Origin of the sequence: Richelia sinica FACHB-800 (assembly GCF_014698825.1) — a bacterium.
Taxonomy (GTDB): Bacteria; Cyanobacteriota; Cyanobacteriia; order Cyanobacteriales; family Nostocaceae; genus FACHB-800.
Genome location: NZ_JACJTT010000023.1, coordinates 1 through 19,150, shown reverse-complemented (window position 1 = coordinate 19,150; position 19,150 = coordinate 1). Strand labels below are relative to the sequence as shown.

Genomic DNA, 19,150 nt, shown 5'->3' with positions numbered 1-19,150 from the left:
TTGAATGGTAGCCTGATTTTGACTACTTGGCATTGCTGATTTAGCAGAGATTAATTTAAAGAATCTTGTTTATATTTAGGCAGATGCAGATGAATCTGGTATCAATTATATATACTATATTTCGATACCACCCATCTACCCAAGCTCCTCAAACACTATGGTTTCCGTCGTTCTGCATCCAGATGTCGTAGAATTTCTACGTAAAAATACTACTAGTGATAGACTTCAGTTAGAAACATGGGATTGTATTAACAAGTTGAAACAACGACAATTTACTGGTGGGTTGCGAGTTAAACGACTTCAGGGAGTAAGTAAGCGAGTTTGGGAAGCAAGAATTAATCGCGGGAGTCGTCTCATTTTCACTTACAACAAATCTAGACGACCGGAAACAGGAGAGATAGAAGTTTATATTGCTGTTCAAGATATTTGTGATCATGATCATCTGAATCAAACAGCTGCGAGAGTCAGAACACCAGATGCAGAGTGGTTATATGCAGAAACTATTGAAGCAGTAGGTAATATTGAATCTAATTGGATTGATTTATCCATAGAAGAAAGAAATCGAATCGAATTTAGTCAACTTGAAGAAGAAGATTATAATCCCAATTTCATCTATAAAGACGAATTGCTCGGTAATATTCAATGGCAAGTTGTAGAATCACCAACAGAATGGTATCAAGCAATTATTAATCAGGATGCAGATTTACCTATCAAAATTACAGCAGAAGAATATAGACTTGCTACATCAAGAAATAATATCCTCCTCAAAGGTAGTGCGGGAACTGGCAAAACAACTGTAGCTTTATATCGGCTTTTGCATGATTATCAGCAAAATCCCCATCATAGTCAAAGACTTTATGTCGCTTACAATCCTTTATTGGTGAATAATGTTAGAGAACAGTTTTATAAATTAGTTGGTAGTCATAATCCAGAAATTGATCATATTTTCCATTTTAAAACCTTCAGGCAACTATGCTTAGATATACTCCGAGAACATGGTCAAAATTATTCACCAGAAGATGAAGTAGACTTTCAAGTTTTTGAACAATGGTATATACGTCAAAGAGAAATTAAAAAATATCCATCTGCATTGGTTTGGGATCAAATTCGTAGCATCATTAAAGGGTTGCAGTTAAATTTACAAGTAGGTTGTCTAAATCAAGAGGAATATAATAACTTAAGTCATAAATGCCAAAATATTATTGCCGGTGAGCATCGTATAACTATTTATAGATTATTTAATCAGTATCAAAATAAATTAAGACAAGATAAAAGATTTGATGAAATAGATTTAACTAGACAAGCACTGAGATTGATTGTGCAGAGAAATCTGAAACTTTATCATTTAATCGTTTGTGATGAAGTTCAAGACTTAGCAACTTTACAGTTAGAAACTTTAATTCAATTAACGACACATCAAGCTAATCTTTACTTTGCTGGTGATTTACATCAAATGATTAGTCCCAGTGGTTTTGATTGGAAAAATTTGACAAATATATTTCATAATCACCAACTAACAATACCTGAGGAAAAGGAACTAAAGAATAATTTCCGTAGTGTAGGTGAACTTGTTAATTTAGCTAATCAAGTTTTGAAAATACGTTATCATTTATTATTTAAGTCTTTACCAAGAAATATTTCTCAACCTGTGAGTAATTATGGTGAAAAAGCTCGCATTGTGAAAGCTTCTTTAAATGAAATACAAACCTACCTCAATCAACTGCATCCAGGTGATGCAATTTTAGTGAGAACGGATGAAGACAAGGAACATTTAAGGGTAGTATTAAAATCAAGTTTAATATTTACAATTGAAGAAGCGAAAGGTCTGGAATTTGATACTGTATTCTTGGTGAATTTTTTCCAATATCGTTCAGAATTATGGCACACTGCTTTAAATACACCTGCCAGATTAAAGGAAAATGAAAAACCTGCGCTGATATTAGAGTTTAACTTGTTGTATGTGGCTATAACTCGCGCTCGACGAATTTTAAATATTTGGGAAGCAGAAATTTCTCAATTTTGGCAAGACGGAGAATTAAAGGCACATTGGGAACAAAAAGATATACAAACCGTTTTAGAAAATAGAGTTGGTTCTCAACAGAAAGACTGGCAGCAAAGAGGGGAATATTATTTAACTGCTGAGTTTTATTTACAAGCGATTGAGTGTTTTAAAAAATCCGGAGATCAAATCAAAGAGAAAGAATCTAGAGCTAAATTACTACAAAAAGAAGGTAGTTATAAAGAAGCGGCAAATATTTTTGTAGAATTAGCAAATTGGCAAGTAGCGGCTCAACTATTTCAGCAAGTTGAACAATGGCAGGATGCTGCTAATTGTTGGCAGAAAATAGGTAACTTGCAAAAACAGAGATGTTGTGAAATTAAACATTTAGAATGTATAGAAAAATGGCAAGATGCTGCACAAGCATGGGAATATATAGAAAAGTATGAAGATGCTGCCAAAGCGTTTGAGAAAGTTCAAAAATGGCTAGAAGCAGCTAATTGTTGGCAGAAAGCTGGTAAGAAGTATCAGCAAAACCAAAAAATCTGTGAAATTAGATATTTAGAAGTTGAAAATAAATGGGATGAAGCTGCACAGGAATGGCGAAAGATACGTCGTTTGGATGAAGAAGAACGTTGCTGGATGAACAGTAACAATGAAGTTAAGAAAGCCGGATATCGAGCTAGAGGTTTTGAAAGACAAAAGAATTGGTTATTGGCTTATGAACAATACATAATAGCGGAAAGGGAAGATAAAGTCCAGGAAATTCGGGTAAAATTAGTGGAAAATTTAATGATTGCAGGAAAAGAAAATCTAGAGGCTAAAAATTATCAATCTGCATTAGTTGATTTTAATAAAATATTAGAAATTAGCCCTGATTATCTTCCTGGTTATTTGAACAGAGCATGGACTAAAATTAGGCAAGAAAATTATTTTGGTGCTATAGAAGATTGCAACCAAGCTTTGAAGATTAATCCTGAATACGCAGATGCTTACTATTGTCGCGGTCAGGTTTACCAAATATTGAGTAAGCAAGACATTGAAAAAGCAATGTTAATAAGGCAAAGATAAAGTCAGCGGTATGTAAGTCAAAATATACTAACTTTATTACTTGCCATAGTCGGCTAACAGTTGTTGGATATCGTTACACTTATAAATACAGTCGTGGATTAATGGCTGTGAGTTAAGTAACAGTAAACTCTTTACTCTCAACCTATCTCCCCACTCGCAACTTACGTTATCATTGCTTATCGTCAGATTGCAGCATTACTCTGTTATGACCCTATCTATTTACAATACTCTCACCCGCCGTCAAGAAGAATTTTCCCCCGTCGAACCAGGAAAGGTTAAGATGTACTATTGCGGTGTGACAGTGTACGATTACTGCCATTTGGGTCATGCCAGAGCGTGTATTGTTTGGGATGTGGTGCGTCGATATTTGCAATTCATTGGCTATCAAGTGCGCTATGTCCAGAATTTTACCGATATTGATGATAAAATCCTCAAACGCGCACGGGAAGAAAATTCGACGATGGAAGCGGTAGCAGAACGCTACATCCAAGCGTATTTTGAAGATATGGCAAGATTGGGGATTAAGGAAGCAGATGAGTATCCCCGCGCTACCCACACGATGAATGGTATTCAAAGATTAATTCATGATTTAGAACACAAGGGCTTTGCTTATCCATCGGAGGGTGATGTTTATTATGCGGTGCGGAATTTTGCTGATTATGGCAAATTATCCGGTCGTAAGTTGGATGATATGCAAGCTGGTGCGAGTGAAAGGGTAAATGTAGAAGACCCAGAATATCAAAAGAAAAAAGACCCCTTTGATTTTGCCTTGTGGAAAGCTGCGAAACCAGGAGAACCTGCTTGGGAGTCCCGTTGGGGTAAAGGTCGTCCAGGATGGCATATTGAATGCTCGGCTATGGTGCGCGATCGCCTGGGTGATACCATTGATATTCATGCTGGTGGTGCTGACTTAATTTTCCCTCACCACGAAAACGAAATTGCTCAATCAGAAGCCGTCACAGGTAAACCCTTAGCTAATTTCTGGCTACATAACGGTATGGTGAAGGTAGACGGGGAGAAAATGTCCAAATCCTTGGGCAACTTTATCACCATTCGCGAACTACTAGACCGTGATGTTGACCCCATGGCAGTAAGGTTATTCGTCTTGATGGCCCATTATCGCAAGCCTATAGATTTTACCGATGAAGCTATATTAGCAGCAACCAACGGTTGGCATACCCTGAAAGAGGGTTTACTGTTTGGCCATGAATATGGTCAAAAATTGGGTTGGGAAGCATCTTCACTTATTCCCCATCCCTCCCACATTGAAAACTCATTTGTTGAGCGTTTTCAGGAAGCTGTCAATGATGACTTTAATTTTCCTGGTGGTTTAGCAACAATATTTGAATTAGCGAAAGAACTACGTCGGGAGAAAAACATTTTAGTACATGAAGGGAAAACAGAAACCTCAGCAGATGAATTACTGAAGACATGGCAAACCTTGGTAATTTTAGCAGATGTGTTAGGCTTAACTGCAACGCCTACAGTAGAAACTCCAACCGTAAATGGAATTAGTGATGCAGCAATTGAGGAATTAATTCAAAAGCGCCAGGAAGCCAGAAAAGCCAAGAATTTTGCTGAATCAGACCGAATTCGGGATGAATTGCAAGCACAAGGAATCACCTTAATTGATAGCCGTGAAGGTACACGTTGGCACAGATAAACGATTTAAAAATTCTCTCTGTGCCTCTGCGTCTCTGCGTGAAAAACATAATATAAAGTCTCAATTTTTAATTGATTCTATGTGGAAAGAACTAACAACTGCAATTTCTCACCTGAATATTCCGGCTGACTGGGTTGGTATTCGGGCAGTTAAGGAAACAGCTACTACTAACTATGTTCGTGATGGTTTACCCGAAAGTAACGGTAAATCAATGACAATGGGAGCCATGTTAGAAGTCATGGTCAACGGTTGTTTAGGTTATGCTGCCACCAATTCCCTCACACTGCCGGGACTGCAAACAGCCGCAGAAATCGCCTATAAACAAGCAATAGCTGCTAGTAAATGGTGGATTTATCCCTTTAGTCAAAATCAGCGTCCCAAAGTAGTCGGTGAATTTAATTCACCCTTTCTGGAACCATTAGATGCACTGAGTACAGGAGAAATCAATGACTTACTCATTCGCATTTCTCACAAACTGAAACTGAATGACAAAATCGTTCAAACTACAGCTAGTACCAATACCAGTGAAAAAGAAACTTGGTTTGTCAGCAGTAATGGTTCACAGGTATATCAAAAAATTATTGCTCTAGTCACTCATTTTGGAGTCACGGCTCAAGATGGTTCCATAGTACAACAGCGGACTCAAAATGGCCCTCATGCTAATTCCTATCAAGGGGGATGGGAACTATTTAGACAAGATAATTTATGGCATCAAGTAGAGCAAGTAGGTGAACAAGCCTTAGAATTACTAACAGCCGAAGAATGCCCAAATACTCGCACCACCTTGGTTTTAGCCCCCGACCAAATGATGCTTCAAATTCATGAAAGTGTGGGACATCCTTTAGAAATTGACCGCATTTTAGGAGATGAACGCAACTATGCCGGCGGCAGTTTTGTCAGCAAAGAAGACTTTGGCAACCTAAAATATGGTTCATCACTCATGAATATTACCTTTGACCCCACCGTTGAAGGTGAATTTGCCAGCTATGGGTTTGATGATACTGGTGCTGTGGCCACCAAAGAATATTTAATCAAAGAAGGTGTACTACAAAGGGGTTTAGGTAGTTTAGAAAGTCAAGAGAGAGCAGGTTTACCGGGAGTAGCTTGTGCCCGTGCTTGTTCTTGGAATCGTCCAGCAATTGACCGTATGGCCAACTTAAATTTAGAACCAGGAACCGCTACCTTTAATGACATGATTTCCAATATAGAACACGGCGTATATATGGAGTCTAACCGTTCTTGGTCTATTGACGATCGCCGTTATAAATTTCAGTTTGGCTGTGAGTACGCTAAATTAATTGAAAACGGTAAAATTACCAAAACTCTTCGTAATCCCAATTATCGCGCCACCACACCAGAATTTTGGCACAGCTTAATTCAAGTTGGAGATGTTCATAGCTGGCAAATTTACGGCACTCCTTACTGTGGCAAAGGTGAACCCAACCAAGCCATTACAGTCGGACATGGTTCACCAGTTTGTGTATTTGCGAATGTAGAAGTTTTTGGCGGTGGTGCTTAAAGTCAATTGATAAAATCAACTTTGGCAATAAAAATTATGATGATTGACGAAATCTCTGCTTTAGAAACCAGTTTTAATCAACTAGTAGAAACTCTGCTGATGAAAAAAGCAGAAGATGAACAATTCACCGTGAGACTTAAAAGCGAGCGGAGTCAATTTACTCGCTTTAATCATGCCAAAGTTAGACAAACTGGTTTTGTCGCAGATGGATGGATTGAATTAACTTTAATGGCGGAACAACGCCGGATTTTCAGTCAGTTTCCTTTTACAGGTAACTGGGAAGTTGATGGAAATTTAGCATATACAGCTTTACAAGAATTACGCGCCGAAATACCTTTATTACCCATAGACCCCTATCTAGTTTTACCTTCAGGCAATCATACCAGTCGAGAAATTAATACAGGCAACTTATTAACTACAGAAACCGTAGTTGAGCGAATTTTAGAATCAGTAGCTGATTTAGATTTCACTGGTATTTACGCAGGTGGAGTTGTCGTTAGAGCCTATGGAGATTCCAATGGCCAGCTACATTGGTTTGCTACTGATTCCTTTAATTTAGATTATTCATTATTTATTCCTTCAGGACAAGCAGTAAAAGGTACTTTTGCGGGTAACGAGTGGGATGAATCAGCTTATCTTGGCAAAATTAAAGATGGGAAAAAACAATTAGAAATGCTGTCTCTCCCACCCAAAAAAATACCCAGGGGACAATACAAAACTTATTTTGCACCTGCTGCGGTCGCTGATTTATTGGCAATGCTGTCTTGGGGTGCAATTAGTGAAGCTGATATTCAACAAGGCAATAGTGCTTTAGCTGTATTATCACGGCAAGAAAAAAATCTTTCACCTAAATTTAATTTAAAAGAGAATTTCACTAAAGGTTTAGTGCCAAGATTTAACGAATTAGGGGAAATTGCCGCACCAGAACTAATCTTAATTGACCAAGGCAATTTAGTTAACACTCTCATCAATTCTCGCACAGCCAAAGAATATGGAAAAATCGCCAATGGTGCTAATAGTTATGAAAGCTTACGTGCGCCAGAAATCGCCTCAGGAAATTTAGCCTTTGAGCAGATTTTACCGAATTTAGATACAGGGTTATACGTCTCGAATTTACATTATTTAAATTGGAGCGATCGCCCCAGTGGTAGAATCACAGGTATGACCCGCTACGCTTGCTTTTGGGTAGAAAACGGTGAAATAGTTGCTCCCATCGAAAACCTACGGTTCGATGAAAGCCTCTATCGCTTCTGGGGTGAAGATAATTTAGTTGATTTGACCAACTTTCAAGAATTCATCCCGGAAGTTGGTACATACGATAGTCGGCAATTAGGTGGTAGTTTTGTTCCTGGTATGTTGGTAAAGGATTTCACCTACACTTTGTGAAAAGCCTTGATATGATCTGAATCTTCAGCAGCCCAGGCAGTGTAATTACAGCAGATTTCGTCCTAATGGTGTACAGGCTTGAATAATGAAACTCTTGTGGTGCGGGCATCTTGCCCGCCCCTATTCTACAAGCTGAATAAATAGATTTATCAATAATTAATTTGCATCATCACTATTAGAAGGATTATCTATATCTATATCTATATATATATCTATATTGTAAAGATACTTAGCTCTATTTTTATTTAGGTCACTTTTGGCAGCTAATCTACGAATAGCTTGTTCTAAATTTTTGGATGCAGGTAAATCCATCCTCAGCAATTTTTTAACCATTAAGTATAAATCAGAATCACCGTTCTGAAGCCATTTAGAGAATTCATCAACAGTGCAATTATTGATAAATTCATTAGCTGCTTCCAATTTAAGGGATGATAGCTGGTTATTAACTCTAATTATTTCACTTAAAGCTGTACTAATATTTAGAGTTTGCTGATAATGATTCTTTTTTTCTTGCAAACATATTTCCAAATCAGGATATTTATGTAACTTAACTCTCAAAGAATTAAAATCATCATAATAATATCTTTCTAAATGTTCTTTTAGCAATTTTTCTAACAACGAACGTTCATAAGAAGAGATATCCAACTTCATCATTATCATTGCTGCCAATTTCTCAATTCGTTCAAATTCGGAAATACTCAAATCTAGATGATGCTCTTTAATGAAACCTTCAATTTTATGAACTATTTCTTGTTCATTATCTGCAAATGAAATATAAAATAGTCCTTCAATATTATAAAGTTTTTGAATAATTTGATCTTTCAGTTCTCTTTGATTGAGAAACTCACCTTTTTTAATAAAAGTATCAGAGATGTATAATGATGTTTCTACTAACTGAATTATTTCTTTATCAAGACTTATAATATTATAACCCAGCCAAGAGAGTAAATTAATAGCTACTGTTCTATTTTCAGAATTGTCATTATTTTTATCTGCATATCTAGAGTCTATTAAAGATAATATAGTATCTATTGTAATAGAAAAATGCTTACAAAAATCTGTGTCAATTTTTGCCAGATTTATAATAATACAATTTCTTATAATTTGATGACGTAAACTATCCTCCCAATTCTTCATTAAGGGAATAAGTTCCTTAATAAGCCATCCAGTTTTTTTGATAACCCGAATATTATTTGTACCAGCCTTTATAAATACTTCGTTAAATACTTCTAAATCACGATGTTCTAAATTATGAATGTCTTTCAGTCCTACAACTAAATTTTCTTCTACTGTTGGATCAAGCTTAAATTCTCTATCAATTACCTTTTCTCGATAATCCTGTAATGCCTTTTTATCTATTTCTGCTAAATTATCTTCATTATAAATTAGAACAACTTTGCATTTTAACTCCTGGGCTAAATACTCAACAAACCCAAGTATTTCATCTAGTGGTAGTTTAGATTTTCTTTCAAGGTCATCAATACATATAATTGAATTTTCTCTAACGTTTAAATTAAAAAGTATCTCAAGTGCTAAATCACCAGCGATAGACATTAATGATCCTGTTATTGGAATTGAGAATTTTTCTGATAATTTTAAGTCTAGTTTTGGAGTTTTCTCTAATTTTTGCGAAATACGCTTGAACCACTCAAAAATATTAAATATAAATTTATTAATAGATTTATTAGCAGAACTAACAATTGACTCAGTTTTTCCTTGAGAAGATTGATTATTAGCTATTAACCTTGCTTTTAATTGTTCAATTGAAGAAATACCAAAAACAGAAGCATACAAATAATAGTTTTTGTGATGTTCCTCTAAAAAAGTTTGTACTAGATGGGTTTTTCCAATACCCCATTTTCCGTTAACAGCTAAAACCCTATAATTTTCATTCTCAAAAAATCTCTTGAGAATACTTTTAGCTTCTTCTCTATTAACTCCAGCATTTGCTTGATTTGTGCTTTCAGTCATAACCGCCTCTCACTCCCAATTATTACAGTATAAATTGTGCTAACACTTAAATTAGCCTAATCTTGTCATTTATGGCCAAGGGCGGGCAAGATGCCCACCCCACAAGAGAGGATGTGTAATTATTGAGGTTATTCTTAACTTTGCCAAAAATAAGGGTAATCTTCTGGAATTGTTGACAGACCTGCTTCTACAGGATTTTGTCTGATATATTGCCAATATGCTTGAAACTCATCTTCATTTCTGACAATTCTGTCATATCGCTCATCTTGCCAAACAGTTCCTATATGTTTCATCACCTTGGGAATTTGTTTAGCACTATAACTTTTGATACTATTCATAATACTACTGAGTGGCCAATACTCATTTTCAGACTTTAGTAAAGGCTGCATCAGTAGATGGACATGATCTCTCATCACAACAAAAACAAATATCTTATATCTTTTATTATTAAAAAATAGACAAGAATTAAAAACTACCCTCCTAGCCTCTGGAGTAAGTTCTAACTTTTCCCAAGTATTAAAAGTAATAAAATAAGTTGATCCATCCAACTCCCAATGAGGTAATGTCCTCTGGTAAATTTTTAACCTTGCTTCTTCCATAACTATATTGATAGTTCTTTATTGTTCTATGTTTATTGTGGGGTGGGCATCTTGCCCGCCCATAATCCATATTTCCCATTCTCCAAACAGAAAATTCCATTTGTATATTTCTTGTAATTGATATAACTTTTGTGGTGTGGGCATCTTGCCCGCCCATAAAAAAACCCCCCACCTTGCGGTAGGGGATTTTTTTGTTACTTACCTAAAACTAGCAGTTAGGATCAACCGAACTTACCAGCAGTAGAAGCAATGAGGAACGCTGCGTAGGTTACGAAGTAGCCAACGGTGAAGTGAGCTAGACCAACCAAACGAGCTTGAACGATGGAGAGAGCAACAGGCTTGTCTTTCCAACGAACCAGGTTCGCTAGAGGAGTACGTTCATGTGCCCAAACCAAGGTTTCGATCAACTCTTGCCAGTAACCGCGCCAAGAGATGAGGAACATGAAACCAGTAGCCCAAACTAGGTGTCCGAAGAGGAACATCCAAGCCCAGACAGACAGGTTGTTCATGCCGTAGGGGTTGTAACCGTTGATTAACTGAGCAGAGTTAGCCCAGAGGTAATCACGGAACCAGCCCATCAGGTAAGTGGAGTTTTCGTTGAACTGAGCAACGTTACCTTGCCAAATACCCAGGTGTTTCCAGTGCCAGTAGAAGGTTAACCAACCTACTGTGTTCAATGCCCAGAACAGAGCCAGGTAGAAAGCGTCCCAAGCGGAGATATCGCAAGTACCGCCACGACCAGGACCGTCGCAGGGGAAGGCATAGCCGAAGTCCTTTTTATCGGGCATCAGCTTAGAACCACGAGCATCCAAAGCACCTTTGACTAGGATGAGGGTGGTGGTGTGTAGACCTAGAGCGATCGCATGGTGTACCAAGAAGTCGCCAGGGCCAATTGTTAAGAAGAGGGAGTTGGTGCCAGAGTTAATAGCATCCAACCAGCCAGACAACCAAACGTTAGCGTAGTTGGGGTAGGCGGTGTAAGCTACGCTGTCGGGGTTAGACAACAAGGTGTCTAAGCCGTAGAGTACCTTACCGTGAGCAGCTTGAATGAACTGAGCGAATACAGGTTCAATCAAGATTTGCTTTTCAGGAGTACCGAAAGCAACTACTACGTCGTTGTGAACGTACAAGCCTAAGGTGTGGAAGCCTAAGAAGAGAGATACCCAGCTGAGGTGAGAAATCAATGCTTCTTTGTGCTGTAGCATCCGGTCGAGTACGTTGCCCTTGTTTTGTTCAGGGTCGTAGTCACGAACTAGGAAGATAGCGCCGTGAGCGAAAGCACCAACCATCAAGAAGATGGCGATGTATTGGTGGTGGGTGTACAACGCTGCCTGTGTAGTGTAATCCTTAGCGATGAACGCATAGGATGGCAGGGAGTACATGTGCTGTGCTACCAAGGAGGTAACAACACCTAAGCAAGCCAAGTGCCAACCTAGTTGGAAGTGCAGAGAGTTGTTGTAGGTGTCATAAATGCCTTGGTGAGGCAGGTTGAAGGGGCCTTCAACGGGTTTGCCAAAGAAAGTTTTGGCATTCATCATTTCTTTGATGCTGTGACCGATACCGAAGTTGGTACGGTACATGTGACCAGCAACAATGAAGAGTACAGCGATCGCTAGGTGGTGGTGAGCGATGTCAGTCAACCACAGAGCTTCTGTTTGAGGATGGAAGCCGCCCAAGAAGGTGAGAATAGCTGTACCAGCACCTTGGGATGTACCGAAGATGTGACCAGCGGTATCAGGGTTCTGAGCGTAAACGTTCCAGTTACCAGTGAAGAAGGGGGTTAAACCTGCTGGGTGGGGCGCGGTGGTTAAGAAGTTATCCCAACCTACGTGCTGTCCGCGAGCTTCGGGGATAGCAACGTGGATCAAGTGACCTGCCCAAGCTAGAGAGCTAACACCGAACAAACCAGCTAAGTGGTGGTTCAGGCGGGATTCAGCACTCTTGAACCAAGCAAGACTGGGGCGGAATTTGGGTTGTAAGTGCAACCAGCCAGCGAACAATAACAGAGCGGCGAATAGGAGTAGACCTAAGGAACCGATGTAAAGTTCTTGGTTTGTCCGCATCCCAATGGTGTACCACCAGTGGTAAACACCAGAGTAAGCAATGTTTACAGGATTACTTGCACCAGCTTGGGTAAACGCTTCGATTGCTGGTTTACCGAAGTGGGGGTCCCAAATCGCATGGGCGATAGGACGGACATGGAGGGGATCTTTAATCCACTGTTCAAAGTTACCTTGCCAGGCTACGTGGAACAGGAGGCTGGATGCCCACAGGAAGATAATTGCCAAGTGACCGAAGTGGGTGGCGAAAATCTTTTGGTAAAGACTTTCTTCCGTCATGCCATCGTGGCTTTCAAAATCATTGCCTGTAGCGATCGCATACCAAATCCGACGAGTAGTCGGGTCCTGTGCGAGATCCTGGCTAAATTTTGGAAATTTTGTTGCCATAGGTTTGATGATTCCTCTGACCTTTAGCCATCAGCTATCAGCGAAAATTTTAGATTTTGGATTTTGGATTTTTGCGTCCATCCAAAATCCAAAACTCAGCTGAATTGTTACCCTACTGAAAGAATATGTGCGTGGAAGAATGCCCAGGTTGTGGCAATTCCGCCTAATAGGTAGTGAGCTACACCTACAGCCCGACCTTGAGTAATACTTAAAGCGCGAGGCTGAATTGCTGGTGCTACTTTCAGTTTATTATGTGCCCAAACGATGGACTCAATCAGTTCTTGCCAGTAGCCGCGACCACTGAACAGGAACATCAAGCTGAATGCCCATACGAAGTGAGCGCCTAAGAACATGAGTCCGTAAGCAGACAGCGCACTTCCGTAGGAGTTGATTACTTGTGAAGCTTGCGCCCACAGGAAGTCACGCAACCAGCCGTTGATGGTAATTGCGCTTTGAGCGAAGTTACCACCAGTGATGTGAGATACCACACCATCTGCATCTACTGTACCCCAGACATCAGACTGCATTTTCCAGCTGAAGTGGAAAATTACAATTGACAGAGAGTTGTACATCCAGAACAGACCTAAGAATACATGGTCCCAACCAGAAACTTGGCAGGTACCACCACGGCCTGGACCGTCGCAGGGGAAGCGGAAGCCCAAGTTAGCTTTGTCTGGAATCAGACGAGAACTACGGGCAAACAGTACACCTTTCAGCAGGATGAGAACGGTGACGTGAATGGTGAAGGCGTGGATATGGTGAATCAGGAAGTCAGCTGTACCTAAAGGAATAGCTGCTGCTGCCACTTTTCCGCCTACAGCCAGAACACCGCCGCCAAATACGTAGCTAACGGGTTCTAAAGCGTTGGGGGCTGTGCCACCGGGAGCCAGTGTGTGCAGGTTTTGTACCCATTGAGCAAACACTGGTTGCAATTGAATCGCAGTATCAGAGAACATGTCTTGGGGACGGCCCAAGGCACGCATGGTGTCGTTGTGGATGTATAGTCCGAAGCTGTGGAAGCCAAGGAAAATACTAACCCAGTTCAGGTGAGAAATAATAGCATCACGATGGCGGATGACGCGATCCAACACGTTGTTTTGGTTAACGACGGGATCATAATCACGCACCATGAAGATTGCTGCGTGAGCAGCACCACCCACAATTAAGAATCCACCGATCCAAATATGGTGAGTGAAGATACACAACTGAGTAGCGTAATCAGTTGCCAAATAGGGGTATGGAGGCATCGCGTACATGTGGTGCGCGATGATGATGGTCAAGGAACCCAAGAAGGCCAGGTTAGTAGCCAATTGAGCGTGCCAAGATGTGGTCAGGTTTTCGTAGAGACCTTTGTGACCTTCACCGGTGAATGGGCCCTTGTGGTTTTCGAGAATTTCCTTGATGCTGTGACCAATACCCCAGTTAGTACGGTATTGGTGACCGGCGATGATGAACAGAACAGCGATCGCTAGGTGGTGGTGAGAAATATCAGTCAACCACAGACCGCCTGTTACTGGGTTTAAACCGCCTTTGAAGGTCAGGAAGTCAGCATATTGTCCCCAGTTCAAGGTGAAGAAAGGAGTCAAACCGTTAGCAAAGCTGGGATATAGCTCTGTTAACAAGTCCTTATTCAAGATGAACTCATGGGGCAAGGGGATGTCCTTAATCGCAACACCTGCATCCAGCAACTTGTTGATTGGTGCAGATACGTGGATTAAGTGACCAGCCCATCCCAAAGAACCGCAACCTAGCAATACTTGCAGGTGGTGATTCAACATCGACTCCACATTCTGGAACCACTCCAGTTTGGGAGCGCGTTTGTGGTAATGGAACCAACCAGCGAATAGGAATAAGCCTGCTAATACCAAGCCACCAATCGCAGTGCAATAAAGTTGGAAGGAGTTGGTAATACCCCAGCCACGCCATACTTGGAACAAGCCAGAGGTGATTTGAATGCCGTGGAAGCCACCACCAACATCACCATTTAAAATGTCTTGTCCTACGATTGGCCAAACTACTTGAGCACTAGGTTTAACGTTTAAAGGATCGCTTAACCAAGCCTCGTAGTTGGAGAACTTAGCGCCATGGAATATCATCCCGCTTAACCAGATAGACACTACAGCCAGGTGGCCAAAGTGCGCGGCGAAGATTTTACGGGAGATATCTTCTAAATCGCTTGTATGTGTATCGAAATCGTGGGCGAGGGCGTGCAGGTTCCAAATCCAGGTTGTGGTTTTTGGACCTCTAGCTAAGGTTCTGTCGAAATGTCCTGGCTGTGCCCAACGCTCAAAGGAGGTGGGAACTGGATCATTGTCAACAATCACTCTTGCCTTTTTTTCCTCTCGCTCCGGAGGACTGATTGTCATTCGACCTCCTCTCTTAATCAGGAATGAGGAATCATGATTACCATACAGTTAATCTTGCTCCGCGTCTCTAGGTATTTTTTAGAGTCTGGGGAAAGAGACTGTTTGGATAGTTGTTTCTGTTGAATTATAGAGTCTGTACTTGTACTTTGTTGGAGACATTTTAACAATAATTCAAAATCCCCAAATTTGTTGTCTAATCTGCCTTTTAACTTGAAAGCAATTGCAAAAAAGTCAATAGATTCTTCATTTAATTTACAAAGAATAACAATTCGTAAAATTTATGGTCATGAACTAGATATTCGTGACTAGTTACTTTTTTACAAAGGAGAACCTTAGGTTTGTAGTCCTTAATGCGGGGAATAAGTGACTTTTTGTCAAGTCTTTAGCTAAAAAATTTACCTGTCCCATTCTCAATGAAAATTTCTCATTTGGGCTATGGTTCGTCAGCTAATGTTTAAGCCACAATATTCTTTCAGTTATCAGAAAGTTGACTTAAATCTAGACAGGGTGGAAAGCATGGCCTCTGAGCGCAAAACAGCTTTCGAGAAACTTCTCAGTGGAGGTTTCCCGCTTTTGAAATGGGTAATGACGTTTTTGCTGGTCTTGAGTTTAAGTAGTTGTGTCGACAAGCCGGGAAGCCAAGAATTAATATTTAGTAATCAAGTAACAGCACCCCAAAACTCTCAAATTGCTGGTAATTTTTCGGAAACAGCACCCCCAGAAGTTATTCAAGAACTTCGTTCTTTCTTAGAGTCTTATCAGCCACAAGTAACAATAGTTACACCTCATCATGATGAAATTATCCAAGATAATACTGTAGCGATAAGGTTAAAAGTTCAAGACTTACCTCTCTATAAGGATTTCCAATGGCAATTAGGCTCTTATCTACACGTAATGTTAGATAATGAGCCATTTAAAAATGTATATGATGTTAATGAAGAATTAACAATATCAGACTTAACACCTGGTACACATACTATACGTGTCTTCGCTGTTCGTCCTTGGCATGAAAGCTTTAAAAATGAGGGTGCTTATGCCCAAAGCACATTTCACATTTTTACTCAAACGGATGACAACCACCCTGATAGCACTTTACCTTTACTGACCTACAGTCGCCCTCAGGAAAGTTACGGTGCAGAACCCATTCTGTTAGATTTTTACTTAACTAATGCACCTTTACATATAAAATCGCCAAATCAGGCAGGGGATCAATTTAGTGATTGGCGGATTCGTTGCACAATTAATGGTGAAAACTTTGTTTTAGACCGTTGGCAACCCATTTATCTTAAAGGCTTTAAACCTGGTAAAAACTGGGTAAAACTGGAGTTTCTTGACAATCAAGGTATCCCTGTCAAAAATGCCTTTAATACAACAGTCAGATTAATAACTTACAATCCGCAAGGGAAAGATACCCTATCAAAAATTGTCAGAGGAGAACTAACTGTTGATCAAGTCAGAGGTATTGTAGACCCAGATTACAGAACCCAGACTCCTCCTGTAGAATCTTTACCTACAATTGAAGAAAAGCCAATTCCAAAAACGGAAGTTCCACAATTACCTGAAAAAGAAGCTACTGAACCTCTAACCCCGTCACCAACTCCAGAGGTAGAGATAGAACCTACCCCATCACCTACTCCAGAAGTAGAGATAGAACCTACCCCATCACCTACTCCAGAGGTAGAGATAGAACCTACTCCCTCACCTACTCCAGAAGTAGAGGTAGAACCCACTCCCTCACCTACTCCAGAAGTAGAGGTAGAACCTACTCCATTACGTACTCCAGAGGTGGAACAGAAGAAAACAGGATTAACGGAATTGAAAGAATTAGGAAGATACTTTCAACATCGTAGCGCTTTCAAGAAATGACTAAATTCTTGTGTCTGGTTGTGATTAAGTAAAGATAGTTAACTGTAGTTGTTGAGATAGAGTTTCCATAAATGCTAGTCCAGCTACAGGATTACCCACACTATCTAATGCAGGACTATAACAGGCGATCGCTCCTTGATTTGGTGCGATCGCTACTAATCCACCACCTATCCCTGATTTCATTGGTAAACCAACTTTGACTGCAAATTCAGCAGAAGCCTCATATAACCCACAAGTCAACATCACAGCATTAACAATTCTTCGATGCTGAGAACTGATTGCATCGCTTTCACAAGCTAGTAATTTTCCCAGTTTCGCTAAGTCCTTCACTTTTCCTACTAGACAACATATTTGCTCATATGTATCAATAGATAGATGCACATCATTAATGCGTCCAACTTGATGTAGATAATGAGCGATCGCCTGATTTTTATTAGAAGTATTACAGCGAACCGAATCTAGTATATATGCGTCTAATCGTAGTTCGGAGCCAGATAAATTATTTAACCATGTATAGAAAAGGCTAGAGCGAGAATACCCATCTTCTCCAGGAAATTTATCAGCTAGGGTAATAGCACCACTATTAATCATTGGGTTACGAGGGTATCCACCATCACTAACTAGCTGTTCCAAAGAATTAAAAGGTGCTGCTGACGGTTCCACTCCAACCCATCGCAACACTTTTTCTGTTCCAAAATGCTCCAATAGATAAAGTAATGCAAATGGCTTAATGGTACTCATCAAGGGAAATATACAACCTGTATCTCCTGCACTGTAAGTTTTTTCACCTTGACAGCAGATATATACTCCAAATAAGCGAGGATTCACCATAGCTAAAGGTGGAATCCTATCTAGAACATTTCCTGTTACAGATTGAATTTTCGCCTCTTGTACCCAGCGTTGTAAATGCTCCGCATTTAATGTTTTTAATCTCGCCAATACCAATATAATTGCGTTATGAAGTATAAATTTATTAGTATTTTAGCATGAAAATACTTAATTTTGATATTGATGATCACTAGTTTCGCAAAATAATCTTTGTCGCAATACAGTCATTTTAATGTCCCCAGTTTAATAGATTCAACCTCAACAACATTTTCTATTTTTGAGGCATTTTAATTAAATATTCGAGATAATTCCTCTTTTTATGTATTCACAAAAAGACATTTGTAAAATAAATTACTTATATTGCGTATTTGCACTATATTTCATCACGTCAAAATCTTATACTCTTTTAACTAAGGCAATTATTCAGGTCAATTGCACTGAAACCTAAGAATTAACATTCATTGATACTGATATGAACCACCTATTTATACCATTAGACTCAGATAATGATGTTTTACTTATTGGCAAAGATACATTTATCATCAGTAGATTAAAGGAAATATTAAAGCGGCAAATTAAAGATAAGTTAAACCAGCAAATATATAATGCTGAAAATCAAAGCCAAGGAATCATGGCTAATACTTTAGGTATCTTTTCTGTTGGAGAGACTTATTTATACACAAAAGAATTCCGGTTTGAAACCATCAATTCTTGTCAATTATTAAAGGTAGGTAGCCAAGGTTGGCAAAAAGGCCAACTAAAAATTACAATTTGTATTGTATTTGCTCAAGAACACATTGAAGAAATTCAATTAGAATTTGCTCCTGATCAAGGTGAGATAAATAATCATATATCACCACCCATGGTAAATTTACACCCTATATATTCTAGGTAATAACATCTCTCAAAATTTCATTTTTGTAATCATTGAAGATTTTTGAACTCAGGGTAAATATCTTTATTAACGTCATTTCTGGATAAGCTGAAACTCTTATTCTTGTCTAGACTAGAAAGCCTGTTCTTTCGTTGATTGACTTCAAAAATATCCTTAAACTAAACTCAGTTTTTATTAAATAAATCAGGACTTACCCAGAAATTACCTAACTCAAATACCTTTACTTACGCATAATTAGTGATGTTGACGATTCAGAATTCATCGGAATTTTCATAACCGTCAAACGTTGTTAAAGGCTGCTGGATAAATAACTTTACCTCTATGATGTTTGCTATAACCTGATAGAGGTTTAACCATAAACACATCTTCTGGTACTGGAAAGGGAGATGCAATTTCATAGTTCACAGATGGCTCAAAGCCAAATCGATTATAACCCACCTTCCGCCCCCTAACTGTCACAGAGGGAAATTACGGAGAGAAAACATCTAATTGAGAATAAAAACAGACATATTGAGTGTAAAAAGACATTTGAATAACAGT

At 39.3% G+C, this 19,150-nt stretch carries 12 protein-coding genes; 6 read left to right on the top strand and 6 right to left on the bottom strand.

Going from position 1 to position 19,150, the window contains the following annotated elements; genetic code table 11:
• The first annotated feature begins 157 nt into the window (after positions 1-157).
• The 4 genes from H6G73_RS15725 (at position 158) to H6G73_RS15710 (ending at position 7,638) form a co-directional block, all read left to right on the top strand.
• Entirely contained in the window at positions 158-3,070 is a 2,913-nt protein-coding gene (locus H6G73_RS15725) for a UvrD-helicase domain-containing protein (RefSeq protein ID WP_190606096.1), read from the top strand.
• A 205-nt stretch (positions 3,071-3,275) separates the two neighbouring features.
• A complete protein-coding gene (cysS, locus tag H6G73_RS15720) occupies positions 3,276-4,733 on the top strand; it encodes a cysteine--tRNA ligase (RefSeq protein WP_190606095.1) in 1,458 nt (485 codons plus the stop codon).
• Positions 4,734-4,812: 79 nt separating this feature from the next.
• Complete coding sequence (locus tag H6G73_RS15715) at positions 4,813-6,252, top strand: TldD/PmbA family protein (RefSeq protein WP_190606093.1); 1,440 nt, start codon at positions 4,813-4,815, stop codon at positions 6,250-6,252.
• 36 nt (positions 6,253-6,288) lie between these two features.
• On the top strand, positions 6,289-7,638 hold the full coding sequence (locus H6G73_RS15710; RefSeq protein WP_190606091.1) for a TldD/PmbA family protein: 1,350 nt from the start codon (positions 6,289-6,291) through the stop codon (positions 7,636-7,638).
• 156 nt (positions 7,639-7,794) lie between these two features.
• Here H6G73_RS15710 and H6G73_RS15705 read toward each other — a convergent pair whose 3' ends face one another.
• From H6G73_RS15705 to psaA, 4 genes are all read right to left on the bottom strand, one after another.
• Positions 7,795-9,609: a P-loop NTPase fold protein gene (locus tag H6G73_RS15705; RefSeq protein ID WP_190606089.1), complete on the bottom strand. Its 1,815-nt coding sequence runs from the start codon at positions 9,607-9,609 to the stop codon at positions 7,795-7,797.
• 134 nt (positions 9,610-9,743) lie between these two features.
• Positions 9,744-10,208 (bottom strand): REP-associated tyrosine transposase, encoded by a 465-nt coding sequence (locus H6G73_RS15700; protein WP_190606087.1) that lies wholly within the window; start codon positions 10,206-10,208, stop codon positions 9,744-9,746.
• A gap of 221 nt (positions 10,209-10,429) precedes the next feature.
• Positions 10,430-12,655, bottom strand: coding sequence for a photosystem I core protein PsaB (psaB, locus tag H6G73_RS15695; protein WP_190606085.1), 2,226 nt, complete (start codon positions 12,653-12,655; stop codon positions 10,430-10,432).
• A gap of 107 nt (positions 12,656-12,762) precedes the next feature.
• Positions 12,763-15,021: a photosystem I core protein PsaA gene (gene psaA, locus H6G73_RS15690; RefSeq protein WP_190606083.1), complete on the bottom strand. Its 2,259-nt coding sequence runs from the start codon at positions 15,019-15,021 to the stop codon at positions 12,763-12,765.
• 435 nt (positions 15,022-15,456) lie between these two features.
• Between psaA and H6G73_RS15685 the strand changes: the two genes are divergently transcribed.
• On the top strand, positions 15,457-16,887 hold the full coding sequence (locus H6G73_RS15685) for a hypothetical protein (protein ID WP_190606082.1): 1,431 nt from the start codon (positions 15,457-15,459) through the stop codon (positions 16,885-16,887).
• A gap of 24 nt (positions 16,888-16,911) precedes the next feature.
• On the opposite strand, the gene glsA is transcribed toward H6G73_RS15685, so the two are convergent.
• Positions 16,912-17,826 (bottom strand): glutaminase A, encoded by a 915-nt coding sequence (glsA, locus tag H6G73_RS15680; protein WP_190606080.1) that lies wholly within the window; start codon positions 17,824-17,826, stop codon positions 16,912-16,914.
• A 361-nt stretch (positions 17,827-18,187) separates the two neighbouring features.
• Here glsA and H6G73_RS15675 point away from each other — a divergent pair, with 361 nt between their 5' ends.
• Entirely contained in the window at positions 18,188-18,610 is a 423-nt protein-coding gene (locus H6G73_RS15675) for a KGK domain-containing protein (protein ID WP_190606078.1), read from the top strand.
• A 279-nt stretch (positions 18,611-18,889) separates the two neighbouring features.
• Here H6G73_RS15675 and H6G73_RS15670 read toward each other — a convergent pair whose 3' ends face one another.
• Positions 18,890-19,048 (bottom strand): hypothetical protein, encoded by a 159-nt coding sequence (locus H6G73_RS15670; protein WP_313948216.1) that lies wholly within the window; start codon positions 19,046-19,048, stop codon positions 18,890-18,892.
• Positions 19,049-19,150: the final 102 nt, after the last annotated feature.